Origin of the sequence: Pseudomonas sp. WJP1 (genome assembly GCF_028471945.1) — a bacterium.
Classification (GTDB): Bacteria; Pseudomonadota; Gammaproteobacteria; order Pseudomonadales; family Pseudomonadaceae; genus Aquipseudomonas.
This window is the reverse complement of the sequence record NZ_CP110128.1, coordinates 3,003,797-3,026,586: the sequence shown is the minus strand read 5'-3', so window position 1 is coordinate 3,026,586 and position 22,790 is coordinate 3,003,797. Positions and strand designations below refer to the sequence as shown.

21 protein-coding genes are annotated in these 22,790 nt (G+C 60.8%); 6 read left to right on the top strand and 15 right to left on the bottom strand.

From position 1 onward, the window contains the following. Positions 1 to 141: 141 nt before the first annotated feature. A complete protein-coding gene (gene fhuF / locus OH720_RS13795; RefSeq protein ID WP_272606065.1) occupies positions 142 to 831 on the bottom strand; it encodes a siderophore-iron reductase FhuF in 690 nt (229 codons plus the stop codon). 199 nt (positions 832 to 1,030) lie between these two features. Between fhuF and OH720_RS13790 the strand changes: the two genes are divergently transcribed. Together OH720_RS13790 and OH720_RS13785 are read left to right on the top strand one after the other, a co-directional pair. Then, a complete protein-coding gene (locus OH720_RS13790; RefSeq protein ID WP_272606064.1) occupies positions 1,031 to 2,734 on the top strand; it encodes an ABC transporter ATP-binding protein/permease in 1,704 nt (567 codons plus the stop codon). Positions 2,735 to 2,949: 215 nt separating this feature from the next. Beyond that, a complete protein-coding gene (locus OH720_RS13785) occupies positions 2,950 to 4,413 on the top strand; it encodes a sensor histidine kinase (protein ID WP_272606063.1) in 1,464 nt (487 codons plus the stop codon). Here the strand turns inward: OH720_RS13785 and OH720_RS13780 are convergent. From OH720_RS13780 to OH720_RS13745, 8 genes are all read right to left on the bottom strand, one after another. After that, entirely contained in the window at positions 4,410 to 5,813 is a 1,404-nt protein-coding gene (locus OH720_RS13780; protein ID WP_272606062.1) for a DHA2 family efflux MFS transporter permease subunit, read from the bottom strand. The genes OH720_RS13785 and OH720_RS13780 overlap by 4 nt on opposite strands. A gap of 73 nt (positions 5,814 to 5,886) precedes the next feature. Further along, positions 5,887 to 7,254 (bottom strand): sensor histidine kinase, encoded by a 1,368-nt coding sequence (locus OH720_RS13775; protein WP_272606061.1) that lies wholly within the window; start codon positions 7,252 to 7,254, stop codon positions 5,887 to 5,889. Next, on the bottom strand, positions 7,251 to 7,913 hold the full coding sequence (locus OH720_RS13770) for a response regulator (protein WP_008061647.1): 663 nt from the start codon (positions 7,911 to 7,913) through the stop codon (positions 7,251 to 7,253). The genes OH720_RS13775 and OH720_RS13770 overlap by 4 nt, the downstream gene beginning before the upstream one ends. Before the next feature lie 11 nt (positions 7,914 to 7,924). Next, a complete protein-coding gene (locus tag OH720_RS13765) occupies positions 7,925 to 8,569 on the bottom strand; it encodes a tetratricopeptide repeat protein (RefSeq protein WP_272606060.1) in 645 nt (214 codons plus the stop codon). Beyond that, complete coding sequence (locus tag OH720_RS13760) at positions 8,566 to 9,375, bottom strand: SDR family oxidoreductase (protein ID WP_272606059.1); 810 nt, start codon at positions 9,373 to 9,375, stop codon at positions 8,566 to 8,568. Before OH720_RS13760 ends, OH720_RS13765 begins: the two co-directional genes overlap by 4 nt. Continuing rightward, entirely contained in the window at positions 9,362 to 10,036 is a 675-nt protein-coding gene (locus OH720_RS13755; RefSeq protein ID WP_272606058.1) for a TenA family transcriptional regulator, read from the bottom strand. The genes OH720_RS13760 and OH720_RS13755 overlap by 14 nt, the downstream gene beginning before the upstream one ends. Continuing rightward, positions 10,033 to 11,520 carry an AMP-binding protein gene (locus OH720_RS13750; RefSeq protein ID WP_272606057.1) on the bottom strand — a complete coding sequence of 496 codons (1,488 nt, stop codon included), beginning with the start codon at positions 11,518 to 11,520 and terminating at the stop codon, positions 10,033 to 10,035. The genes OH720_RS13755 and OH720_RS13750 overlap by 4 nt, the downstream gene beginning before the upstream one ends. After that, positions 11,510 to 12,187, bottom strand: a complete 678-nt coding sequence (locus OH720_RS13745) for a thermostable hemolysin (protein WP_272606056.1) — start codon at positions 12,185 to 12,187, stop codon at positions 11,510 to 11,512. Before OH720_RS13745 ends, OH720_RS13750 begins: the two co-directional genes overlap by 11 nt. A gap of 173 nt (positions 12,188 to 12,360) precedes the next feature. On the opposite strand from OH720_RS13745, the gene OH720_RS13740 reads away from it, so the two are divergent. Beyond that, positions 12,361 to 12,786: a potassium channel family protein gene (locus OH720_RS13740; protein ID WP_272606055.1), complete on the top strand. Its 426-nt coding sequence runs from the start codon at positions 12,361 to 12,363 to the stop codon at positions 12,784 to 12,786. Positions 12,787 to 12,841: 55 nt separating this feature from the next. Here the strand turns inward: OH720_RS13740 and OH720_RS13735 are convergent, their stop codons facing one another. Further along, positions 12,842 to 13,726: a universal stress protein gene (locus tag OH720_RS13735; RefSeq protein ID WP_272606054.1), complete on the bottom strand. Its 885-nt coding sequence runs from the start codon at positions 13,724 to 13,726 to the stop codon at positions 12,842 to 12,844. A 21-nt stretch (positions 13,727 to 13,747) separates the two neighbouring features. Continuing rightward, positions 13,748 to 14,662 (bottom strand): universal stress protein, encoded by a 915-nt coding sequence (locus OH720_RS13730; protein ID WP_272606053.1) that lies wholly within the window; start codon positions 14,660 to 14,662, stop codon positions 13,748 to 13,750. A 175-nt stretch (positions 14,663 to 14,837) separates the two neighbouring features. Between OH720_RS13730 and OH720_RS13725 the strand changes: the two genes are divergently transcribed. Further along, complete coding sequence (locus OH720_RS13725) at positions 14,838 to 15,401, top strand: GNAT family N-acetyltransferase (protein WP_272606052.1); 564 nt, start codon at positions 14,838 to 14,840, stop codon at positions 15,399 to 15,401. A gap of 77 nt (positions 15,402 to 15,478) precedes the next feature. On the opposite strand, the gene OH720_RS13720 is transcribed toward OH720_RS13725, so the two are convergent. Continuing rightward, positions 15,479 to 16,834, bottom strand: a complete 1,356-nt coding sequence (locus OH720_RS13720; RefSeq protein ID WP_272606051.1) for a dicarboxylate/amino acid:cation symporter — start codon at positions 16,832 to 16,834, stop codon at positions 15,479 to 15,481. Positions 16,835 to 16,940: 106 nt separating this feature from the next. Continuing rightward, positions 16,941 to 17,996, bottom strand: a complete 1,056-nt coding sequence (locus OH720_RS13715) for a tartrate dehydrogenase (protein ID WP_272606050.1) — start codon at positions 17,994 to 17,996, stop codon at positions 16,941 to 16,943. Positions 17,997 to 18,132: 136 nt separating this feature from the next. On the opposite strand from OH720_RS13715, the gene OH720_RS13710 reads away from it, so the two are divergent. Further along, positions 18,133 to 19,041 (top strand): LysR family transcriptional regulator, encoded by a 909-nt coding sequence (locus OH720_RS13710; protein WP_272606049.1) that lies wholly within the window; start codon positions 18,133 to 18,135, stop codon positions 19,039 to 19,041. 14 nt (positions 19,042 to 19,055) lie between these two features. Here OH720_RS13710 and ptrR read toward each other — a convergent pair whose 3' ends face one another. Further along, positions 19,056 to 19,952: a putrescine utilization regulator PtrR gene (ptrR, locus tag OH720_RS13705; protein ID WP_272606048.1), complete on the bottom strand. Its 897-nt coding sequence runs from the start codon at positions 19,950 to 19,952 to the stop codon at positions 19,056 to 19,058. Between the two features lie 99 nt (positions 19,953 to 20,051). Here ptrR and OH720_RS13700 point away from each other — a divergent pair, with 99 nt between their 5' ends. Further along, a complete protein-coding gene (locus OH720_RS13700) occupies positions 20,052 to 21,443 on the top strand; it encodes an aldehyde dehydrogenase family protein (RefSeq protein WP_272606047.1) in 1,392 nt (463 codons plus the stop codon). A gap of 78 nt (positions 21,444 to 21,521) precedes the next feature. Here OH720_RS13700 and OH720_RS13695 read toward each other — a convergent pair whose 3' ends face one another. Beyond that, positions 21,522 to 22,766: a saccharopine dehydrogenase family protein gene (locus tag OH720_RS13695; RefSeq protein ID WP_272606046.1), complete on the bottom strand. Its 1,245-nt coding sequence runs from the start codon at positions 22,764 to 22,766 to the stop codon at positions 21,522 to 21,524. Positions 22,767 to 22,790 lie beyond the last annotated feature (24 nt).

The following is a 22,790-nucleotide window of genomic DNA, read 5'->3' as shown; positions in this document are numbered from 1 at the left end:
GATCGAGCATGCTCCGGGCGGCGTTCCGACGAAAAACTCCAGAGCGACGCGTTTATCCAGACAGGGCGCGTTATCGTTGACGTCCATCGCGAGCAGGCTCGCTCCTACAAGTGCTCTGCAAGCCAGAAAGGATCGAGGCGCTCAATCGTCCTGGTAGATGTAGTGCAGGTAGCTGACCTGTTCTGCCACCGGCAGGCGATGCAACTTGGGGCAGGACTCACAAAGCACTGCCGGTTCGCCTTCGACGGGTTCGTGCAACTGGTAATGCAGGCAGCAATGCCGCCGCAATGGCAATCGCGGGACAATCTGCGGTGCCGGTGATTCGACCATGCGTTGCAGGCCCCGCAACTTCAGGCGCCCATCGTTGACGATCGCTTGCTCCAGCCACTGGTGCGCCTCGGCGAAGCCGTCCCTGGAGAAGTCGGCATCCATTCTGGCGAAGGCGCCGTCCCAGATGGCGACCATGTTGCCCCACAGGACTTTCGGGGCCAGGCCTCCGGCGGCGGCCAGGGTGACGAACAGCGGCGCCAGGTGCTCGTGGATCAAGCGCGACCAATAGGCCGCGCGGTCTTGCGGGGCCAGTTTCGCTGGCTGCACAGCCAACCCCACGGCCTGGGGTTGTCCATCATCGTGCAGCAGCACCGCCTCTCCTTCCCAGAAATCGAGCGCTGCCTGGCGGGTAAGTACACAGGCGAATGCGGCCGGCAAAACGATGCTCATGTAGTTCATCGACCACTGCGAAACCACGGCAGCACGGTTCACCCCCGGATAAAGCAAGGCGAACCGGGTCAGCAAGAGTTGCAGCACGGCGGGGTCGGCAAGCCGACTCAAGGCGATGGAGGGCTGATCACCCGGCTCATTGCAGATGACCTGCTGGATCGGCGGCCAGGCCTGGGTCAGCCATTGTGGAAATTCGATAACGGGACTCCCATGACTATCCCTGTTTAATGCAAACGATTAGCATTGGCCGATCCTATCCGTCCTCTCCTGCAAACTCAACGTCATCAGCGACCGGGCTCACAAGGACCTCATGCAAACACTCCGCAACTTCTGGCGTCTGGCAAGGCCTTTCTGGGCATCCGAACAAAAGTACCCGGCCCTGCTGCTGTTGCTGGGCACGGTGCTGATGACCCTGTGCCTGGTGGGGGTCAACATCCTCACCAACTTCTGGAACCTGCACTTCTACAACGCCCTGCAGGACAAGGACTACGAAGGCTTTCTCCTCGGCGGTGTGCAGTTCATCGCGCTGCAGGTGGGCACCGCGGCGTTTACCGTCGCCGCGTTTCACTTCCAGCAAAAGCTGACGTTGCGCTGGCGCCGTTGGGCGACCCGCAACATGCTCGGTCAATGGCTGGGCTACCAGCGTTACCAGAAGCTGAAGCTGACCGAGACCGACGTCGACAACCCTGATCAGCGGATCGCCGAGGACATCGACCTGTTCATCGTCAAGTCGCTCAAGTTGAGCCTGGGATTGCTGACGTCGGTGGTGTCGCTGTTTTCCTTCCTGCATATCCTCTGGCAGGCTTCCAGCCTGGTCAGCGTGCCGTTCGCCGGCCAATCACTGGTCATCCCGGGGTTGCTGGTGTGGATCGCCCTGGTCTACGCGCTATTGGGCACGGGCCTCGCGTTTTGGCTGGGGCGTGCATTGCCGCGGCTCAACTTCATGCAACAGCGGCGCGAAGCCGACTTTCGCTTTTCCTTGATGCGCTTGCGGGAAAACGCCGACTCGGTTGCCCATTACCGCGGCGAAGCCATGGAAAATGCCCGGTTCAACCAACGCCTGGAAGCGGCGCTGGAGAACTTCTGGGCACTGGTGAAAAAGCAGAAGTTGATCATGGGTTACTCGACCTTCTACTTGCGCAGTGCCACGGTCATCCCGATGTTCATCATGGCGCCACAGTTTTTTGCCGGTGCGTTTCCTCTGGGTCGCCTGACCCAGATCAGCGCCGCCTTCGGCGAAGTGCATGCGGCCATTGCCTACCTTGTCGAGGTGTTCCCGGAACTGTCGGCCTGGAAATCGGTGATCGACCGGCTGATCGGTTTCCAGGAGCGCCTGGACAAGGTCGACCTCAAGGCGGGGGTCAACATCGGGCAGCAGTCCGATGGCCTGCATATCAAGGACCTGGACATCTGGCTGCCAAACGGCCGGACTCTGCTCGAAGGCTTCAACCTGTCACTCGAGCCCGGTGACAGCCTGCTGATCAGCGCGCCGTCCGGCCACGGCAAGTCGACACTGATTCGTGCGCTCACGGGGCTTTGGCCCCATGCTCGCGGTTCGACCCGTTACGACCGGGCGCGCACCCTGACACTCTCGCAAAAACCTTATCTGCCGCTGGGCAGCTTGCGCGATGCGCTCTGGTATCCCCTGCCCCCCCATCGCGATCACGACGTCGAACTGCGCCTGGCCATGCAACAAGTCGGCCTGCAACACCTGGGCGAACAACTGGATGAGGAACAGGATTGGGCCCAGACCTTGAGCGTCGGCGAACAGCAACGCTGTGCCTTCGTTCGGGCGCTGATGGTCCGCCCCAGCGTGCTGTTCCTCGATGAGAGCAGTTCGGCACTGGATCATGCGAACGAAACGCGCTGCTATCAGTTGCTCAAACAGACACTGCCGGAGTCGATCCTGATCAGCGTCGGCCACAATGCCTCGCTGGAACGCTTCCATCGGCACGTGCTGGAACTGCAAAGCGAAGCCCGGTGGTTGCATCGAAAGGTGGTGCAGCCTGTCTGACGGCGCGGGCGCGCAACCGCTCTCCGACGCTCAGGGGAAACTGCCCCCACATATGGGTTTTAGTACCCGCTTCGGGCCCGGTGTTTCCCTGGTGAGACGGTTGCCAGGCGCACCGCGCAAGCGCGGCACTGCATTGGCATGGATACTGCTGATCATCCAGGACTTGGTTGAGTGGTTGAAGCTGCTGGAATGCAGCATACCCTGGAGTACTCCCTATGCCTGCAATCGACGTGCTGTATAAACGTTTTCGCCCTGGAACAGTTGACTCGATTGCACCCACTCAACAATTCAATCTCCTGCGCTGGTTTTCCATTGCCAGCTTCCTTCTCGTCAGTGTGATTGCTTTTGGGCTGGGCTCTTTGTCGACGAGTTTCCTGGTCGCGGAAAGCCTCGAGCGCGATGCACTGACGTCAGCACAGTTCATCCAGACCATCGCAAAGGGTGACATACGCCATCACGGACTGGCGGGTATGCAGATCGGGGAGTTGCTGGCATTCACTCAACAGAAGACGATGCCGCAAGACCAGAAGCAGATCGCACAGCCCATCAGCTTCGAATTCCTGGACTATCTTGCGCAGCTCCCGAACTCGCTCCTGATCAATATCTATTCCCCACTTCGAACAGTGGTCTGGTCAACGAACAAGAAGCTGGTTGGGCGAGCATTCCTGAATGACGAGCTTGAGCAGGCATTCAGTTCCAAGGAGCGGATATCCACCAAGTACAGCAATGTCGATGCAGACCGCAGCGAACAGAAATTCCTGCACCCCCCGAAAGAATTTTTCATCGAAAGCTACATCCCTATCGTCGATGACCAGGGGAAAATTCTGGCGGTGGTTGAAATCTACAGGGAGCCTGCGGACCTCATTGAACGCCTCAACCACGGGCACTGGCTAATCTGGTTGTCCACCATGGGCGGTCTGATGGTTTATTTCGGGATTTACTGGATTGCCCGACGAACATCGATCCAGCTGGCGTCAAAAGAAGCTCAAGTCGTTGCCAACAAAACCTACGTTGGCTTGGGCGAAGTGTCCACGGCCATTGCCCATAGCCTGCGTAACCCACTGGCTTGCATCCGTTCAAGCGCAGAACTGGCAAATGACATGGACGGCCAGCCTGCAAGCAAGCACCTCGACGATATTGTCGGTCAGGTGGACCGGATGTCGCGATGGGTACAGGAATTGCTCCTGTGCCTGGGCCCGATCCGCGGCGAGGCAGAGCTGGTGGATCCGATGGAGATGGTACAGGTCGCACTCGACAGCTTCAGCGCGCAACTGAGTGCATCAAAAATCCAGGTGGCGTTCAAAAATCAATCCACGCCCCGGGTCATCAGCAATCCGCTGTTGCTCTCGCAAATTTTAAGAAGCGTCATTGCCAATGCCATAGAGGCGATGCCGACCGCCGGAACCCTGAACATCGAGGCTCGCCTGGATGATGCCCAACAATGGCTGAACCTGACCATCTGCGACACCGGGGGTGGATCTTCCCGGCAACAGCAACTGATGGCCTTCAAATCTTTCTACACCACCCGACAAGGCAGGCTGGGTATTGGCTTTATCATGGTGAGGCAGATCATGGAATGTTTCGGCGGCGACGCGCGCCTGACAATCCAGGAAAAACAGGGAACATCGGTGCACTTGAGTTTCAGGGTCCAGGACGGGAAAGCCAAACCACCGCACTAATCCTTGGCCCGTGCACGCTGCAACACCGCCTCCCCCGCCTGGGGCGGCAGTCGCAGGTTGTCCAGCAAGGCGATGGCGGCAATTACCGCCACACACAGGAATGTCAGCTGGAAGTCGGCAGTCTCGGCGTGCCCTGCGGTGCCATGGATGTTCATGGAAAGGCGCAGTAGCAACGCGCCGATGGCCACCCCCATCGCCATGCTCAACTGGAAGAACATGCTGAACAGGGTTGAAGCGTCGCTCATCTGTTCCTTGGGGATTTCGGCAAAGGCCAGTGTGTTGAACACGGTGAACTGCATGGAGCGTGACAGGCCACCGACGAACAGGATGAACAGGATCAGCGCCGGACTCATGCGCTCATCCAGCAGCGCGCACGCCGCTATCGCCAGGACGCCAAGGATGCCGTTGACCATCAGCACCGGACGAAACCCCCAACGCTGCATCACCCAGGTTGTGAAAGGTTTCATCGCCAGGTTGCCGGCGAACACCGCCAACACCAGCAACCCCGCATCGAACGCAGAAAGACCGAAAGCCAGTTGAAACATCAGCGGCAGGAGAAACGGCAAGGTGCTGATGGCGATCCGGAAAATCGAGCCCCCGCACAGGCAAACGTTGAAAGTACGAATACCGGTTACACCCAGCGCCAGCAGGGGTTGCGCATGCCGACGCATATGCCGCCAGGCGAAAATGCCGAGAACCACACCGGTGCCACTCAGTGCCAGGCCTTGTAGCACATCGTCACGACTTTGCCCGAGCATCTCCACGCCATACAGCAAGGCAGCGCTGGCGATACCCACCAACAGAAAGCCACTGAAATCGAACGTCCTCGCACTGGCGTCGTCCCGTTTAGGCAGCAAGGCCAGCGCGGCAACCAGGGCCAACACGCCCAATGGCAGATTGAGATAGAAAATCCACGGCCAGGAAGCGTGGGTGACGATGAAACCGCCCACGGGAGGGCCAAGTACCGGTGCGACCAGGCCGGGCCAGGTAATGAATGAGATCGCGCGCACCAGGTCTTTCTTCTCGGTGCTGCGCAGCACCGCCAGGCGCCCCACCGGGACCATCATCGCGCCGCTGATGCCTTGCAGCACGCGAGCCGCGACAAAGGTTTCGAGGCTGTCACTCAACCCGCACATCAACGAAGACAGGGTGAACAGGACGATCGCCGAACTGAAGACCAGGCGCGAGCCGAAACGGTCAGCCAACCAGCCGCTCATGGGGATGGACACCGCCACGGCGAGCATGTAGGCGCTCATGCCAATGTTCAGGTCCACCGCCGCGACGCCGAACGTCCTGGCCATGTCAGGCAACGCGGTAGCGATCACCGTGGCATCGAGGTTCTCCATGAAGAACGTGACGGCTACCAATAGAGCAATCCATGTTGAGCGGCGCTGGGACATCGGTCATTCCTGTTTGACTATGTAATTGCTCGACTGGCTAACCTGGGCACTTTGCGTCATGTAAATGACAACGTCAAAAGCGCCGGATTTCCAACGAAGCGCGCAATCCACCCTGCTCGCGATTCTCCAGCCTGACCTGCCCACCCAGGCGATCGGCAATGGCCCGAACGATGGTCAGTCCCAAGCCTGCTCCCTGGTCATTTGCCCGGCTGTAGAATCGCTCGAACAGCCGCTCGCGGTCCTCTTCCTTGATCCCCGGCCCGTCGTCCTCCACGGACAGTTCATAGCCCTGTTCCGTTTTGGCCAGCCTGACAGTGATCAACCCATGCGCAGGCGAGAAGTTCGCCGCATTGGTCACCAGGTTGTTCAAGGCAATATCAATGGCCGCAGGATCGACTTTTACCTGGCCGACGTCGCCGCTGACATCGAACACCAGTTCCAGGTTTTTGCCCAACAACCAGGGCGTCAGCTGAATCAGGCTGTCGCGAACCGTGGCCGCCAAGTCAATGTGTTCGGGCGGTTGAATGCCTGCCTGGGGTTCGATGCGCGCCATCGTGAGCAATTGGTTGACCAGTCGGCTGGTACGGTCCACGCCGGCGATCAGGTGTTCCAGCGATGCGCGGCGCTCCGCCTCGCTCCCCGCCTCCATCAGGTTTTGCGCATGCACCCTGAGTACAGCCAGCGGCGTGCGCATTTCGTGGGCGGCGTCGGCGATAAAACGTCGCTCACGCCCCAGTACTTCCTGAATCTGCGCGAGCACGCGGTTGAGCGCCGCTTGCATGGGCTCCAGCTCGCTGGGCAGTGGCGACAGGTGCAACGGCTCCAGTGAGCCGCTGTGCCGTGCACGCAGGGTCGCCGCCATGTTCGCCAGCGGCTTGAGACCCCAGCCGATGGCCAGCCAGACCATCACCGCAAGCAGCAGGCTGCCCAACACGTTAGGCCAAAGGGTATGGCGCACGATCCGGTCGACCAGGTCCGCCCGTACGTCGTCCCGTTCACCGACCCAGATCCGCAGGTGACTCTGCTTGTCTTCCAGCAGGAACGCGCGCCAGTGGCGGTTGTTCAGGTCCACCACATCGCTGAAGCCGGGAATGGAGGGGGCAACAGTGAAAGAGGGAGCGCTGGCGGTGTGCACCAGCACTTCGCCCTGGGAATTGAAGACCTGAAAGGCAATCTTCCTTTCATAGGGGTGGCCGTCACCCCTGGGCACCGCTTCGCTCAAGGCTTTGTTGAACGCCTCATACAACTCTGCGTGCTCCTTGCTGGCCAGTGGCATGCGCAGCACGCCCTGCAGCAATCGCGCGTTTTGCGCGAGTTGGGCATCGTACACTTCGGCAATTTCGTGATGGCTGTCGTACAGGTTCAAGGCGCTGATCACACCGAGACCCGCGAGCATCAGGCCGATGATCAGCGTCAGGGTGCGACGGCGGATCGACGTCACCGACGCTCCTCCACCAGATAACCGACGCCGCGAATGGTGCGGATCAGGTCGGTGGAGAACTTCTTGCGCAGGTGATGGATGTGCACTTCCAGGGTGTTGCTTTCAGCCTCCTCGTTCCAGCCGTAGAGCAACTGCATCAAATGGTCGCGGGTCATGACCCGGCCTGGCGGCGAAAGGAGTTCGTGCAGCAGTTGATACTCCTTGGGCGTGAGCGCCACCGGCTCGCCCTGGTAGCTGACTTGCTGGGTGCCAGGGTTGAGCCTGATGCCAGCGTGCTCTATCAACACCTGCGCGCGCCCGGCGCTGCGCCGCAACAGGGCCCGCAGGCGCGCCTTGAACTCGGCCAGGTCGAACGGCTTGATCAAGTAATCATCCGCCCCGGCGTCGAGCCCGGCAATGCGGTCTTCGGTGGCATCCCGGGCCGTGAGAATCAGCACCGGCAGGTTCGAACCGCTGTCGCGCAAGCGCCGCAGCACTTCGAGCCCGTCCATGCGCGGCAGGCCAAGGTCAAGCACCGCCAAGTCAAAGGTTTCGCTGAGCAGTGCATGCAAGGCGCTGCTGCCGTCTTGCAACCAGTCGACGGTATAGCCTTCGCGCCCCAGGGCTTGATGAATGCCTTCACCGAGGGCTACATCATCTTCAATCAGTAGTAAGCGCACGCGGGCTCCTGTCAGCCAAGTTTCTTGTTCACGTCCACCAGCAGCGTTTCGATCTCTTTACGACGCCCGGCATCGGCAGTTTCCCGACCGGGACGCGGGGCTGCCAACAGGGCTTTTTGCAACGCGGCCCTGGCCTCAGCGTAGCGCTTTTGACGGTAGAGGTGGTCACCCCAGAAGTACAGGCTGTCGATGCCATTGGGGTTCATCTGCAAGGCGACCTTGAGCAGTTGCTCGGCTTTGTCCGCGTCACCGAAACCGATCGGCCAGCCCGGCACCCGGTCATACAGCGCACCGAGGCTGGTGTACGCCGAACCTTGCAGGGCCTTGGGGTCCAGGGTCAGGGCTTTTTCCAGATACGCCTTCGCGTCCTTGACCTTGCCCAGGGCCCCGAGGCCCCCTTGGGCTCCGGCCCAGCTGCTGGTGACGATGCCGGACCAGATCCAGGCCTCGGCCACCGATTGGCGTTCCTGGGTAAACGCGGCCGTCTGGGTGGCGAGCGTTTCGAAGGCGGCGGTGCGTTGTCCCTCTGGCAACTCGTACTGAATATGCGCCCAGCTCTGCTGGATGCCATTGAGACGTTGCTGGTCGGCGGCGTCCAGGGCCCAGACGCCCTGGCTCAAGGCACCCAGCAGTAAACACGCGGCAAATTTTTTCATGGCTCGAGGTTCTCGTTGTCTGGCTTCTGACTCAGGCGGCGAATCAGCGGCAATTGCTTGCGCAACCCCCGATCCACCAGGTTGGGCAACAGGCTGTTGAGGCGCACGAAAAAGCGCTCCGGCCAGCCCAGGTACAAGTCGCGGCGGTCGCCGGCAATGGCGTGGATGACCGCCGAGGCGACGGTCTGCGGGTCGTCGACGCTGGATTTGAGTGCGTCGTTCAAGGCCTGCGCCGCCGGGCTGTTCATGCTCGTGCGGGTGGCGCGCGGAGCGACGTACAACACACCGACCCGGGTGTCCGCCAATTCCCGGCGCAGGGCTTCGGAAAACCCGCGCAGGGCGAATTTGCTGGCGCAATAACTGGCGTAACCGGCATAGCCAATCGAGCCGTAGGTGGAACCGACGTTCACCACCATGGCGCTGCCGGCCTGCTTGAGCAGTGGCAGCAAGGTTTTGGTCAGGCACACCGGCGCACTGATGTTCACCGCCAGCATCGCGTTGATTTCGCTGTCATCAAGCTGTTCGAGCATGGCGAAATGGTTGACCCCTGCCGCATTGATCAAAAGGTTGATCCCGCCCAATACTTCGGCGGCGGCCAGCACCTTGCGCCGGTCGGCCTGCAATGTCAGGTCGGCGCCCACCCAGAACAGCCTGTCCCGATAGCGTTCGAGCAAGGGCTCCAGCGCCTCCCGATGCCGGGCCACGGCCAGCACCGTGGCGCCACTGGCGCACAAGGCAGTGGCGATCGCCAGGCCAATGCCGCCGCTGGCGCCGGTCAGTACCACGCGAGCCTCAGACAGGCGCATGCGGATTCTCCCCGTCACGTGGCAGGCCACGGAACATGTCGGCGTAAAGCCGGTAAACCACTTTGGAGGCGTGGATGACGGCGGCCTGATCGCCCGGGTCGTCCAGTTTGTTCATGAGTCGGCGGTAGGTTTGCATATGCTCGATGTCCAGCGAGCCGTGGGAATCGAGGTAGCTGAAGGCGCTTTGCGGCAGCCCCAGGCGCTCGCGAATGCTGCCGGCGGCATGGGTGGCCAGGGCGATGCTGGTGCCTTCCAGCACATTGACCATGCCGAACAGCCCCACCGGGTTGCCCCGGGCAATCAGGTCGTAGAGAAAGCTGACCATCAGTTCGATGGCCAACGAAGGCTGGCCGTCGCGCACCGCTTCCTTGTCACCGCCACTGGCCTGGATGTCATCGAGTACCCATTGTTCGTGGCCGTATTCATCCTCGATGTACTCACACACGGCTTCACGCAGCCACTCCAGGCGCGACGGTAGGCGTGCACCGCAGGCCATCATCAGCGGTACGGTGTGGCGCACGTGGTAGTAGGCCTGGGCCAAAAAGGCCCGGTAGCTCTCCAGGCTGACCTTGCCTTCGAGGGCATCGACGATGATCGGCAGATTGAACAGCGTGTTGCGCTCCTGGTGGGTGGCCTCTTGCAGCGTGTCGAAAAAGCTCATTGTGCGGGTTCCTCGAAAAGTGCCGACTCAGTCAGCTGCACCCGGTATCGCTCGACGATGGCGTCGCGGCGTGGTCGACCGTTGGCCGTCAGCAGGCCATTGGCAGCGGTGAAGGGTTGTTCCAGGCGGGTCCAGTGCCGGATCCGGGCGTAATCGGGCAAGGCCGCGTTGGCCTCGGCCACGGCGGCGGCCAATTGCTCGTCCGGGCAGTCCGCACGGTGCGGCCAGAGCAATGCATGGATGCCCGGCAGGGCTTCGCCATGGACGAAGGCCTGGGCGATGTGACGGCGCTGGGTCAGTTCGGCTTCGACCCACTCCGGGTTGACGTTGCGCCCGAAACTGGTGACGAACTGATGTTTCTTGCGGCCCTTGAGGTAAAGAAATCCCTCCTTGTCGAACTCGCCGAGATCACCGCTGGGCCACCACTCATCAGCGTGCGGCGCCTCCCCCAGGTAACCCAGCAGGGTCGAACCCTTGATCAGCACTTCGCCGTCGTCGGCCAGGCGAATCTGCACATGGGGCAAGGGCCGGCCGACGCTGCCAGGACGCAGGGCTTGCGGTGTATTGAGGCACACCACCGAGGCACACTCCGACAATCCGTACCCTTCGTAGACCGGTACGCCTGCGCGTTGGGCGCGATGCAGCAAATCCAGGCTAACCCGCGCACCGCCCACGGCGGCAAACCGTAGATGTTCTGGATCGAAGGCTTTCTGCTCGGCCGCGCTGACCAGCATCAGCAGCAACTGCGGCACCAGGATCAGGCTCTGGGGCGATCGTTTGGCCAGGCATTCCAGCAATTGCGGCACATCCACCCCACTGGCGCCCTGGACACCGAGGGTTTCCTGGCTGGGCAGGCTCAAGGTCGCGCCGGCATACAACGCGGCATAACAACCGATGTTCTCGAGCAAAATGGCGAGCGGCAGCAGGGCCAGATGATGCCGGGGATGGCAGCTTCGACTGGCCTGATCCAGTTCGCGGGCGACCCGCAGAATGCTCTCGGCGCTCAAGCACACGCCTTTGGGTGTCCCCGTGGTGCCGGAGGTGAAGGTCAGTTTGGCGGTGCCTTCGGGCATCCGCTTCGAGTCACTGAAGGTGCGGCGCCAGAATCCAGCGGTATTTTCATAGTCATAGCCGGCCGCTTGCAGCTGCGCCGCCAGTTGCGGTTCGGCGATCACCCTTTCGGCCTGGCTTTGTTCCAGGCAATGACGGCGCTGCGCCGGGCTGAAGAAAGACGGCAGCGCGACACAGGTCAAGCCTTCGAACAGCGCGGCCAGGTCCCAGAGCATCGCCTCGACGCCATTGTCCAACGCCAGGGCAAGCACCTCGATGTGTTCATCGCGCAGTCGTTGCTGGCGGTCGATCACTTCGGCGTACAGGGTTGTGTAGTCCAGTTTCGACTGATCGCCCCACAAGGCAATGCCATTGCCCTTGCGTTCGGCGTGTTCGCGCAGCGTCTGTTTGAAACGCACGACTTCAGGCGACATGGCAACAACCCTCGATGGACGAAGGCAAACCCAGTCGACTGAACAGGCCCATGTTGCGTAAATGAACGAACCCGCTGCGAATATTGCCAACGTGAACCCAGGGTTTGCTTTCGTAGTAACTGCCCCAGGCATGGCGGTCCTCGCCCAGGCGCGCTGGATCGGCGGCACACAGTGTCACCGGCTTCAAACCCAGGCGATGGAAACTGTTTACCAGGCCAATATTGCCGGTGAACGCCACCCACTCCAGGCCGCCCATGGCCAGCACGTAGGTCATCGCGATGATGCTCATGCGCGCACTGCCCGTGTCGGCGGCCGCCAAATTGCCGACTTCGACGATGGCGGATCGGCCTACGGTACGGTCCGCTGCGGCGCTGATCAGCGGATCGATCGGCTCGTCCAGATAGCCCTCCAGAAACAGCGGTTGCGTGCCGGCCAGTCGCACCCCGGCCACCGCACACAAGGCACCGGACGCATCGCTCATGCCAAACAGTTCTGGCATGAAATGACGGATGTCGGCGCCGTGGGCCTTGCGAAACCGTTGCTGGATGAAACCTTCGAACACGGACCGCTGCGCGTCGCCGGGCAAGGCCCTGAGCAGGCTCATGGGCGGTGTTTCGGCTTGGCCGAAATACAGCGGCAACTGCACGTTCCAGTTGAATTCGGACATTGGAAAACACCTCCCCCGGATCAATTGGGGAGCAGTATCAAAGGGATTTCTTAACGAAGTCTGAAGGTGATGAGGCTATTGATCGCTACGCTTGGCTCAAGGCCGGTTGATTTTTATCGCCTGCCGGCTCGAGAGTGTCCCTTTCAGTCGGATCGACACCCAGGAGATTTGCCATGCTGGCAGTCACGCTGATCAATGCGCTGGTGGTGATCCTCGCCGTCGTGATCCACTACGAATGTCTGCTGCGCCTCAACGACTGGCTGCCCCGGCTCAAATTGTGGAGCCGCTTCAGGATTGTCGTCGGGGTATTTGGTGCCCTGCTGGCCCACGCTGCAGAAGTCTGGTGTTTCGCGCTGGTCTATTACCTGATGGTGCACTCCGGTCGTTGGGGCAGCCTGACGGGCAACTTCGACGGTTCGCTGATGGACTGCGTGTACTTTTCCTTCACCACGTACACGACCATCGGCTTCGGCGATATTTCACCGCTGGGCGACCTCAAGTACCTGACCGGGCTTGAGGCCCTGACCGGGCTGGTCCTGATTACGTGGACCGCGTCCTTCCTCTTTCTGGAAATGCAGAAGTACTGGAAGCGCAAATAATCACGTTTGCCAGGCGTAGCAGGCAGTGTGCGATCAATTCACGCCTCCATTCGATCTAAACCGCAAGAACGCAGCACGGCACTTGATACAGGATATGCTCGGTGGTGCTCCCCAGAAGTTTGCCCACCCCGTGGGACTGGACCCTGCCCATCACGATGACATCCACGTCATGCTCATTGGCGAACTCACTTAGCGCCGACACCGGATGCCCCTGGATGAAATGTCGACGATCAGGGGGAACGCCGAAGCGGCCGGCCAACCTCAGGAAGGACTTTTCCAGGTCTGTGCGTAGCTCTCTGGTGAGGTCGCCGAGCGTCAGCCCGCCCATGTCCGCCAGATAACCTGCCGCGATATCGCAGGCGTACAACAAATGCAACTCGGCTTCACACTGCAGGGCAAGGCTTGCGGCCTGCTTGATGATCTGCTCATTCAGTTCGTCGTCGGCTGACTCGCTGTCCGACACCTCGACGGCTGCCACCACCCTGCGTGGCAACACGGCGCCACTGCGACGCAGCAGAAACACCGGTACTGGACAATGGCGCAGCAAATGCCAGTCCAAAGGCGTGAAGAAGGCCCGCTTGAGCGCCGATTCATGCTCGATTTCCTTGATCAACAGGTCGGGTTGCAGCTCTGCGACGTGATCAAGGATGTCCTGTTTCATGTCCTCGGCCCAAACCACCTCGCAGGTCACGTCGATACCTGTGCCCCGCAGGTTTTTTGCCTGAGCCTCCAGCCAGGCTTGATGGTCCTGGAGGTAGTGCTCCCGAGCGAGTTTTCGATCGCCTTCTTCAAGCAGCGATAGCCATTTGAATGAGGGAATCAGCGCTGCGATATGCAGACTCGCGCCACTCGCCCTGGCCAGCGCTGCAGCACGGTTAATTGCTGAGGGATGGCGCAGGGCCGGGTTGATGATAAGCAGTAACCGTTGATATTGGCTCATGACAGGTCTCCAGTCAGATCATCATTCAAAGCTGGCACGCTGCCTGACTGCCAGCAGACTCCCCGGCACCGAGTATAGTGCCCGCTCTGTATTGCTGCCGATCAGCCGTTCGAGCCCCACCCGGTGCACAGTGCCCATCACCACCACGTCGGCCAGAAACTCCTCGACGAATTCACTGATCACCGGCACCGGCAGCCCCATGACGAAATGGCGTCGTTCAGGCGGCACGCCGTAGCGCTCCGCCAGTGTGATAAACGCCTGGTGCAAGGACTGACGCATCTCCTCGAAGCAGTCGACGCCCCAACCGCCCCCGGCCATTGGCGCGTCGCTGTTGAACATGGGCGACAAGTCATAGGCGTACAACAGGTGTAACGGCGCATCGCATTGCAGGGCCAGGGCATTGGCTGTCTGGATGATGGTGTCATTCAACCCGCTGATTTGTGCCGTCGAATCGTACGGATCCACGGCCGCCACGACTCGGTGGGGCAAGCTGTAGCGGACGTGGTTAACCAGATGCACGGCAACCGGGCTTTCGCGCAACAAGTGACAATCGAGTGGCGTGATGAACACCCGCTTCAGCGCGGGTTCAAGGGTCACATCCTTGATCAGCAGGTTGGGCTTCAGGTCTTCGACCGTCTTCAAAATGTCCAGCAGCGGATGGGTGGTGAAGACGGCCTTGACCGTGACCTCCAGATCCAGGTCGCTGAGCCGGTCGAACTCTTCGGCCTCCCAGCGGCGGTAGCGACGCCAATAGCGCTGTTGCTCTGCGTCGTCGACTTTGTCCTCCCACAAACGCGCCACGGGCGCCGGTTCGACAAAGGCCCGCACATCCAGCGCAGCCCCGGCGGCCTTGGCCAGGGCGACTGCACGCTGCATGGCGGGGGACTGCCGCAGGTTTTGATCGGCGATCAGTAGCAACCGTTGATATTGGCCCATCACACACCTCCGTTCGATCCCGGTCATCACCTGCCGGCATGTTTCAACATTGCGCGCTTGTACCTCCTGCGAATTGATCTGGATCAAACTCCAGTGCAGACAGCGGCGTAGAAAGGAATCAAACACGAACGTTTTTCGCTTGGCCCCCTTCAAACCCCACTGGAGGAATAACCCCATGCAAACCGTCAAAGACCACAATGATCGGGCCGCGGCCGCCTACGCCGCCGTCGACGGCCAATACTGGATCGAAGCGCTCAAGGATGGCCGCCATGTGCTGATCCGGCCGCTGGCGCAAAAGGATCGTGAGCGTGAATATGCTTTCATCAAGCGCCTGTCTCCCGAATCCCGGCACATGCGCTTTCTCGCGCAGGTCAACGAGCCTGGCGCGGCGCTGCTCGACCAGTTGATGGACACCGACAACCAACAGCGCGTGGCCTTCATCGCCCTGGCCCACGACAACGGTGAACTGGTCGAGATCGGCGTCAGTCGTTATGCGGCCACCGGCGAACATGAATGTGAATGCGCCGTCACGGTTGCCGATGACTGGACGCATCTGGGCCTGGGCCTATTGCTGATGGCGCATTTGATCAAGGCCGCCCGCCGCAACGGTTATCACCAGATGTATTCGGTGGATGCCGCCAGCAATATTCCGATGCGCGACCTGGCCAAGGTGCTGCACTTCGAGACGTACAATGATCCCCAGGACAGCCGCCAGGTCATCCATCGTCTTTACCTGTAAACGAATCGCCCCGCGATGGTCCATCGCGGGGCGATTCTCGGGATTGCAGCATTCGTCCGGCTTGAGCGCCCTGCCCCTTACGCCCTCGTGGCTTTCTCCATATTCGCGCGCAAAGGGTTGATGGCTAACGATGGCGCCACGGCGGCACTCTCTGCCGGCGCGGCCTCTGGCGTTTTGTCTTCGGCGTCGCCATTGAGGGCCTTGTGCATTTTTACCGTGTCCAGCGCTCCGACCCATTTGGCGATGGCCATGGTGCCCACGCCATTGCCGATGGTGTTGGTGATCGCCCGCGCTTCCGACATGAACCGGTCGACCCCCAGCAGCAACACCATGCCCGCCACCGGAATCGTGCCGAGTGACGAGAGCGTGGCCGCCAGGATGATGAAGCCTGAGCCGGTGACGCCCGCCGAGCCTTTGGAGGTGAACATCAACACCGCCAGCACGATCAACTGATCCGTCAGGGTCAGTGGTGTGTTGGTGGCCTGGGCGATGAAGATCGCGGCGATGGTGTAGTAAATCGCCTGGCCGTCCGGGTTGAAGGTCAAGCCCGAGGGAATGATCATCCCGGCCACGGGCTTGGAAACGCCGGCCTTTTCCATCTTGGCGATCATCTGCGGCAACACCGACTCCGAAGAGCTGGTGCCGAGCACGGTGAACAGTTCTTCCTTGATGAACTTGAGGAACTTCCACAGGCTGAAACCGCTGTAGCGGCAGATCGGCCCCAGCACAAAGATCACGAACACCGCGCAGGTCAGGTAGACGCAGGCCATCAGTTTGCCAAGGGAGAACAGCGAGCCGAAGCCGTACTTGCCGATGGTGAACGCGATGGCGCCGAAGGCACCGATGGGCGCCAGGCGCATGACCATGTTGACGATGCGGAACATGCCCTGCATCAGGCTATCGAGGGTGTCGACGAAGACTTTTCCGCGTGGCCCCACATACGCCAGCGCGACACCGAGCAGTATCGAGAACAGCAGGATCTGCAGGACATTGCCCTTGGCAAAGGCGTCGACAATGGTGTCGGGAATGATGTTCATGATGAAGTCCATGAACGAGGCGTGCTTGACCGCGGTGGTATAGGTGGCGAGGCTTGAAGTGTCGAGGGTGGCGACATCGATGTTCATGCCGGCGCCAGGCTTGAAGACATCGACCACCACCAGCCCGACCACCAGGGCCAGGGTGGACACCACTTCGAAATAAATCAACGCGCGAAACCCGACGCGCCCCAGCTCCTTCATGTTCTCCATCTTGGCGATGCCGGTGACCACGGTCAGGAAGATCACCGGGGCCAGGAGCATCTTGATCAGTTTGATGAACGCATCGCCCAAGGGTTTGAGCGCAGTGCCGGTCTCGGGAATGAACACCCCGACGATGGCGCCGAGAATGACGGCGATGAGCACTTGTACGTAGAGTTTGCCAAATATTCTTTTCATGACAGGGCCCTGATTTTTTATTGTTGTCAGGAAATGCCGAGGAGTCGGACCCAGTGGTCCGCCCCTCGGCGTTGTGCCGCAGTACTCTTTGAATCGCTGGAAAATATCAGCGGTTGATCAAGGCGATGATGGCCTCGGTGATCTGTCGGGTGGTGGCGGTACCGCCCAGGTCCGGGGTATGCAGGCCGCTTTCAGTCACGGCTTCGATGGCCGACATCAGCTGCTTGGCCGCAGCGGGTTCGCCCAGGTGTTCGAGCATCATCGCCGCCGTCCAGAAGGTCGCGATCGGGTTGGCGACCCCTTTGCCGGTGATGTCGAAGGCCGAGCCGTGGATCGGTTCGAACATCGAGGGGAATTTGCGCGAAGGGTTGAGGTTGGCGGTCGGCGCGATGCCCAGGCTGCCGGACAGCGCGGCCGCCAGGTCGGAGAGGATATCGGCGTGCAGGTTGGTGGCGACGATCACGTCCAGTGTCGACGGCTTGAGCACCATGCGCGTGGTCACTGCATCCACCAGTTCCTTGTCGATCTTCACGTCTGGGAAGTCCTTGGCAACCTCGTAGAAGATCTCGTCCCACAACACCATGCCATGACGCTGGGCGTTGGACTTGGTGACCATGGTCAGGTGCTTGCGTGGCCGGCTTTGCGCCAGTTCGAAAGCGAAGCGATGGATGCGCTCCACCCCGGCACGGGTGAATACCGAGACCTCGGTGGCGACTTCTTCCGGCAAGCCCCGGTGCACGCGACCGCCGTTGCCGGAGTATTCGCCCTCGGAGTTTTCACGCACCACCACCCAGTCGATCTGGTCGCCGTTGTGCAGCGGGCTTTTCACCCCCGGCAGCACGCGCGCCGGACGCACGTTGGCGTATTGATCGAAGCCCTGGCAGATCGGCAGGCGCAGGCCCCACAGGGAAATATGGTCAGGTACGTTGAGCGCACCGACGGCGCCGAAGAAAATCGCGTCGAAGGTTTTCAGTTCTTCCAGCCCGCCTTCGGGGATGTAGTAACCGTTTTTCAGGTAGTTGTCCGAGTTCCAGTCGAAGTGTTTGAAATCCAGTTCGAAGCCGGACTTTTTCGACAGGGCCTGCAGCACCTCGACACCCGCTGCGATCACTTCAACACCGATGCCGTCACCTGGAACCGCAGCAATTTTGTATGCGCTCATCGTTAACTCCACTCTCTTCACGTTTTTGTTGTGCCTGTTGAACGGGGTGTTCAATCAGGGGGTGAGCGGAGTATATGTAGTGAGTAAATGAGCGTGAGTTACCAAAAATAACTACATAGATGAATTTGAGTTACGAATGGACCAGACCCTGGATTTGTCTTTTTTCTACCTGCTGGCCAACAAAGGCAGCCTGGCAGCCACAGCCCGAGAGCTGGGTGTCACGCCGCCGGCCGTGAGCAAACGCCTGACCGCCCTTGAGGCACGGCTCGGCACACGCCTGGTCAATCGCACCACGCGGTCGATGAGCCTGACATCGGAAGGCGAGCTGTATTTCTCCCACGCCGCGCGGATCCTCACCCAGATCAACGAGCTTGAGCAGTTGGTCAGCAGCAGCCGCGCCACCCCCAAGGGGCTGATCCGGGTCAATGCCTCCCTGGGCTTTGGCCGGCGCTACATCGGCCCTGCCCTGGCGGCGTTCTTCGCGCAATACCCAGAGGTGGAGATACAGCTGGAAATCAGCGACCACCCGCTGGATCTGGCGACCCACGGATTCGATTTGGGCATACGTTTCGGCACCCTGCCGGACGCCGCCTTCCATGCGCGCAAGATCGCCTCCAACCGCCGCCTGTTGTGTGCCTCGCCGCTCTACCTGGAAAAATACGGCACGCCAAAAAAGCTCGCCGAGTTGCAGGATCACAACTGCATTTTCATCCGCCAGAATGAGTCACCCTATGGGGTCTGGAGCTTCAACAACGGCGGGCGAAAGGACAACATCAAGGTGCATGGCGCCTTGGGTTGCAACGATGGCGAGGTGGCGCTGAACTGGGCGCTGGATGGCTTTGGCATATTGCTGCGGGCCGAATGGGACATCGCACGTTATGTGCGCAGCGGCCGCTTGCGCCTGGTGCTGGAAGACCAGACCCCCACCCGCGCGGACGTGTATGCGGTCTATCCGCAACAGCTGCATTTATCGGCGAGAGTGCGCTGCCTGATCGACTTTCTGATCGAACGCTTCAAGCACATCGATAACATTGAGGACAACTAGCGCCTGAACCGGCGCTATGCCCCCTCCCCTCTACTCACCTGATTTATTGCTTCACAGCGCTCCTCCAGCAAGCGCACGAACATGGTCAGGCTCTGCGACACCGTGCCCCTGCGCCATACCAGCCAGGTGCGCAAATAACGGAAGGACTCGGACAACGGCCATACGCTGACCGTGCTGCAGCCGGGCATGCTCTGCAGCATGCTGCGAGGCATCAGGGCCAGGCCGGCGCCCGCGCTGACGCAGGCGAGCATGCCGTGATAGGACTCCATTTCAAAGATCTTGCCCGGCACTGCCGCGTCCTTGGTGAACCAGCTTTCGAAGTGGTGGCGGTACGAGCAGTTGGAGCGGAAGGCATAGATGTTTTCGCCGTTCACGTCCTGCGCGCGATGGATCGGGCTGTGGTTGAGTGGCGCAATCAGCACCATTTCTTCTTCGAATGCCGGCACGCCCTCCAGCGCCGGGTGCAGCACCGGGCCATCGACAAACGCGGCGGTCAGGCGGCCTGCCAGCACCCCGTCGATCATGGTCCCGGAAGGTCCGGTGGACAGGTCCAGTTCGACCTTGGCGTACTGCTGGTTATAGGCCGCCAACAGTTCGGGAATCCGCACCGCCGCGGTGCTCTCCAGCGATCCCAGGGGAAATGTGCCCTGGGGTTCTTCACCGGCTACCGTGGCGCGGGCTTCCTGGACCAGGTCGAGAATCCGCCGGGCGTAGTCGAGGAAACTCCAGCCGGCCGGCGAAAGGCGCAGGCGGCTTTTTTCGCGGATGAACAGGTCGACGCCCAAATCCTGTTCCAGTTGCTTGATCCGCGTGGTCAGGTTCGAAGGCACCCGATGGATGTGCTGCGCGGCCACGCTGATGCTGCCGTGCTCGGCGACAGCCTTGAAAATCTCGAGCTGAACCAGATCCACATCATTCTCCAAACGTGAACAAGACGCTCATTATTATTCAGTTTCAAGAAAACATACAGCACCGTAACCTGAGCGCATTCCTACCCGCAGGACGGTGCCATGACCAACATATCCAGCCTTACCCACGCCATTTCGATCAACCCGGCCACCGGTGAACAGATCGGCCACTACCCTTTCGAATCCGCAGCGGCACTGGACGCCGCCCTGTCGCGTTCCGCCAGCGGGTACCGTGCCTGGCGCCGCGTACCTCTTGCACAACGCGCACAGCGCTTGATTGCCCTGGGCCAAGCCTTGCGCGACAACGCACAAGCCATGGCCACCATGATCACCCTTGAAATGGGCAAGCCGATCGCCCAGGCCCGCGGTGAAATTGAAAAATGTGCGCAGCTCTGCGCCTGGTATGCCGAACACGGCCCCGCCATGTTGAGCGCTGAACCGACCCTGGTCGAAGGCGGCAAGGCACGCATCGAATATCGCCCGCTGGGGCCGATTCTCGCGGTCATGCCGTGGAACTTCCCGATCTGGCAAGTGCTGCGCGGTGCGGTGCCGACGCTACTTGCTGGCAACACCTACGTGCTCAAGCACGCGCCAAACGTCATGGGCAGCGCCTACCTGCTGCTGGATGCCTTCAAGCAGGCGGGCTTTGCCGAAGGCGTCTTCGAGGTCATCAACGTCACTCCGGACGGTGTTTCCACGGCGATTGCCGACCCGCGCATCGCCGCTGTCACCCTGACCGGCAGCGTGCGAGCCGGCATGGCAATCGGCGCCCAGGCTGGCGCGGCGCTGAAGAAGTGCGTGCTGGAGCTGGGCGGTTCCGATCCGTTCATCGTGCTCAATGATGCCAACCTCGACGACGCCGTCAAAGCGGCCGTGATCGGTCGTTACCAGAACACCGGGCAGGTCTGTGCGGCGGCCAAGCGGCTGATCGTCGAGCAAGGAATAGTCGAAGAATTCACCCGGCGGTTTGTCGAGGCCACGCGCAAACTGGTGGTCGGCGATCCACTGTCCGCCGAGACGTACATCGGCCCGATGGCCCGCTTCGATCTGCGCGATGAACTGGATCAACAGGTGCGTGACACCCTGGAGGAAGGCGCGAGCTTGTTGCTGGGTGGCATGAAGGCCCAAGGCTCGGGCAACTTCTATGAGCCTACGGTGCTGGCCGGTGTCACTGACCAGATGACTTCATTCAAACAGGAACTGTTTGGCCCGGTCGCTTCGATCATTACCGCCCGCGACGCCGCGCATGCGCTGGAACTGGCGAACGACAGTGAGTTCGGCCTGGCGGCCACCGTCTACACCGGCAATGTCGAGCTGGCTGAGCAGATGGCCAGTGAACTGGAAACCGGCGGGGTATTCATCAACGGCTACTGCGCCAGTGACCCGCGCGTGACCTTCGGTGGCGTGAAGAAAAGCGGATTCGGTCGCGAGCTGTCGCACTTCGGCGTGCGCGAATTCTGCAATGCGCAGACGGTGTGGCTGGATCGCCACTGATCGAACCCAACAACCTGGCACACACAAAAACGCCGCTCAATGAGCGGCGTTTTTTTTTGCATCACAGGTGTGCAAGCCTCAGGCTTTGCAGTCCCAGGCACGGTCGCCGTGCTCGTCCTTGATGCGGGTCGGCAGGCCCATCACGTCCAGCGCCTTGAGGAACGGCTCGGCTGGCAGCTCCTCGACGTTGACCATGCGCTGCACGTCCCATTCGCCGCGGGCTACCAGCAGGGCTGCAGCCACCGGTGGAACACCGGCGGTATAGGAAATGCCCTGGCTGTCGGTTTCGGCAAAGGCTTCCTCGTGGTCCGCTACGTTGTAGATGAACACTTCGCGCGGCTGGCCGTCCTTGGTGCCCTTGACCAGGTCACCGATGCAGGTCTTGCCGGTGTAGCCCGGTGCCAGCGAGCTTGGATCAGGCAGCACGGCCTTGACCACCTTGAGTGGCACGACTTCCAGGCCCTCGGCGGTCTTGACCGGTTGCTCGGAGAGCAGGCCGAGGTTCTTGAGCACGGTGAACACATTGATGTAGTGCTCGCCGAAGCTCATCCAGAAACGCACGTTGGGCACGCCGAGGTTCTTCGACAGCGAGTGCACTTCATCGTGACCGGTCAGGTACAGGTTCTGCGAACCGACTACCGGCAGGTCGTCGGTGCGCTTGACTTCGAACATGGTGTTGCTGGTCCACTGGCTGTCCTGCCAGCTCCACACCTGCCCGGTGAACTCGCGGAAATTGATTTCCGGATCGAAATTGGTGGCGAAATATTTGCCATGGGAACCGGCATTGACGTCGAGAATGTCGATCGAATCAATGCGGTCGAAATACTGTTGCTGGGCCAGTGCCGCATAGGCATTGACCACACCCGGGTCGAAGCCCACGCCGAGGATGGCGGTGACGTTCTTCTGCTGGCATTCCTCGAGGTGCTTCCACTCGTAGTTGCCATACCAGGGCGGCGTCTCGCAGATCTTGCCCGGCTCTTCGTGAATGGCGGTGTCCAGGTAGGCCACGCCGGTATCGATGCAGGCACGCAGCACCGACATGTTGAGGAAAGCGGAACCGACGTTGATGACGATCTGCGATTCGGTTTCGCGAATCAGCGTCTTGGTCGCCTCGACGTCCAGGGCATTGAGGGTGAATGCCTTGATTTCAGCGGGCTGTTTGAGGCTGCCCTTGGCCTTGACGCTGTCGATGATGGCCTGGCATTTGGAGATGTTGCGCGACGCGATAGCAATACGACCGAGTTCGTCGTTGTGCTGCGCGCACTTGTGGGCCACCACCTTGGCGACACCTCCTGCACCAATGATAAGTACGTTCTTCTTCAATTTTTCTCTCTCTCCTTCTCAGCC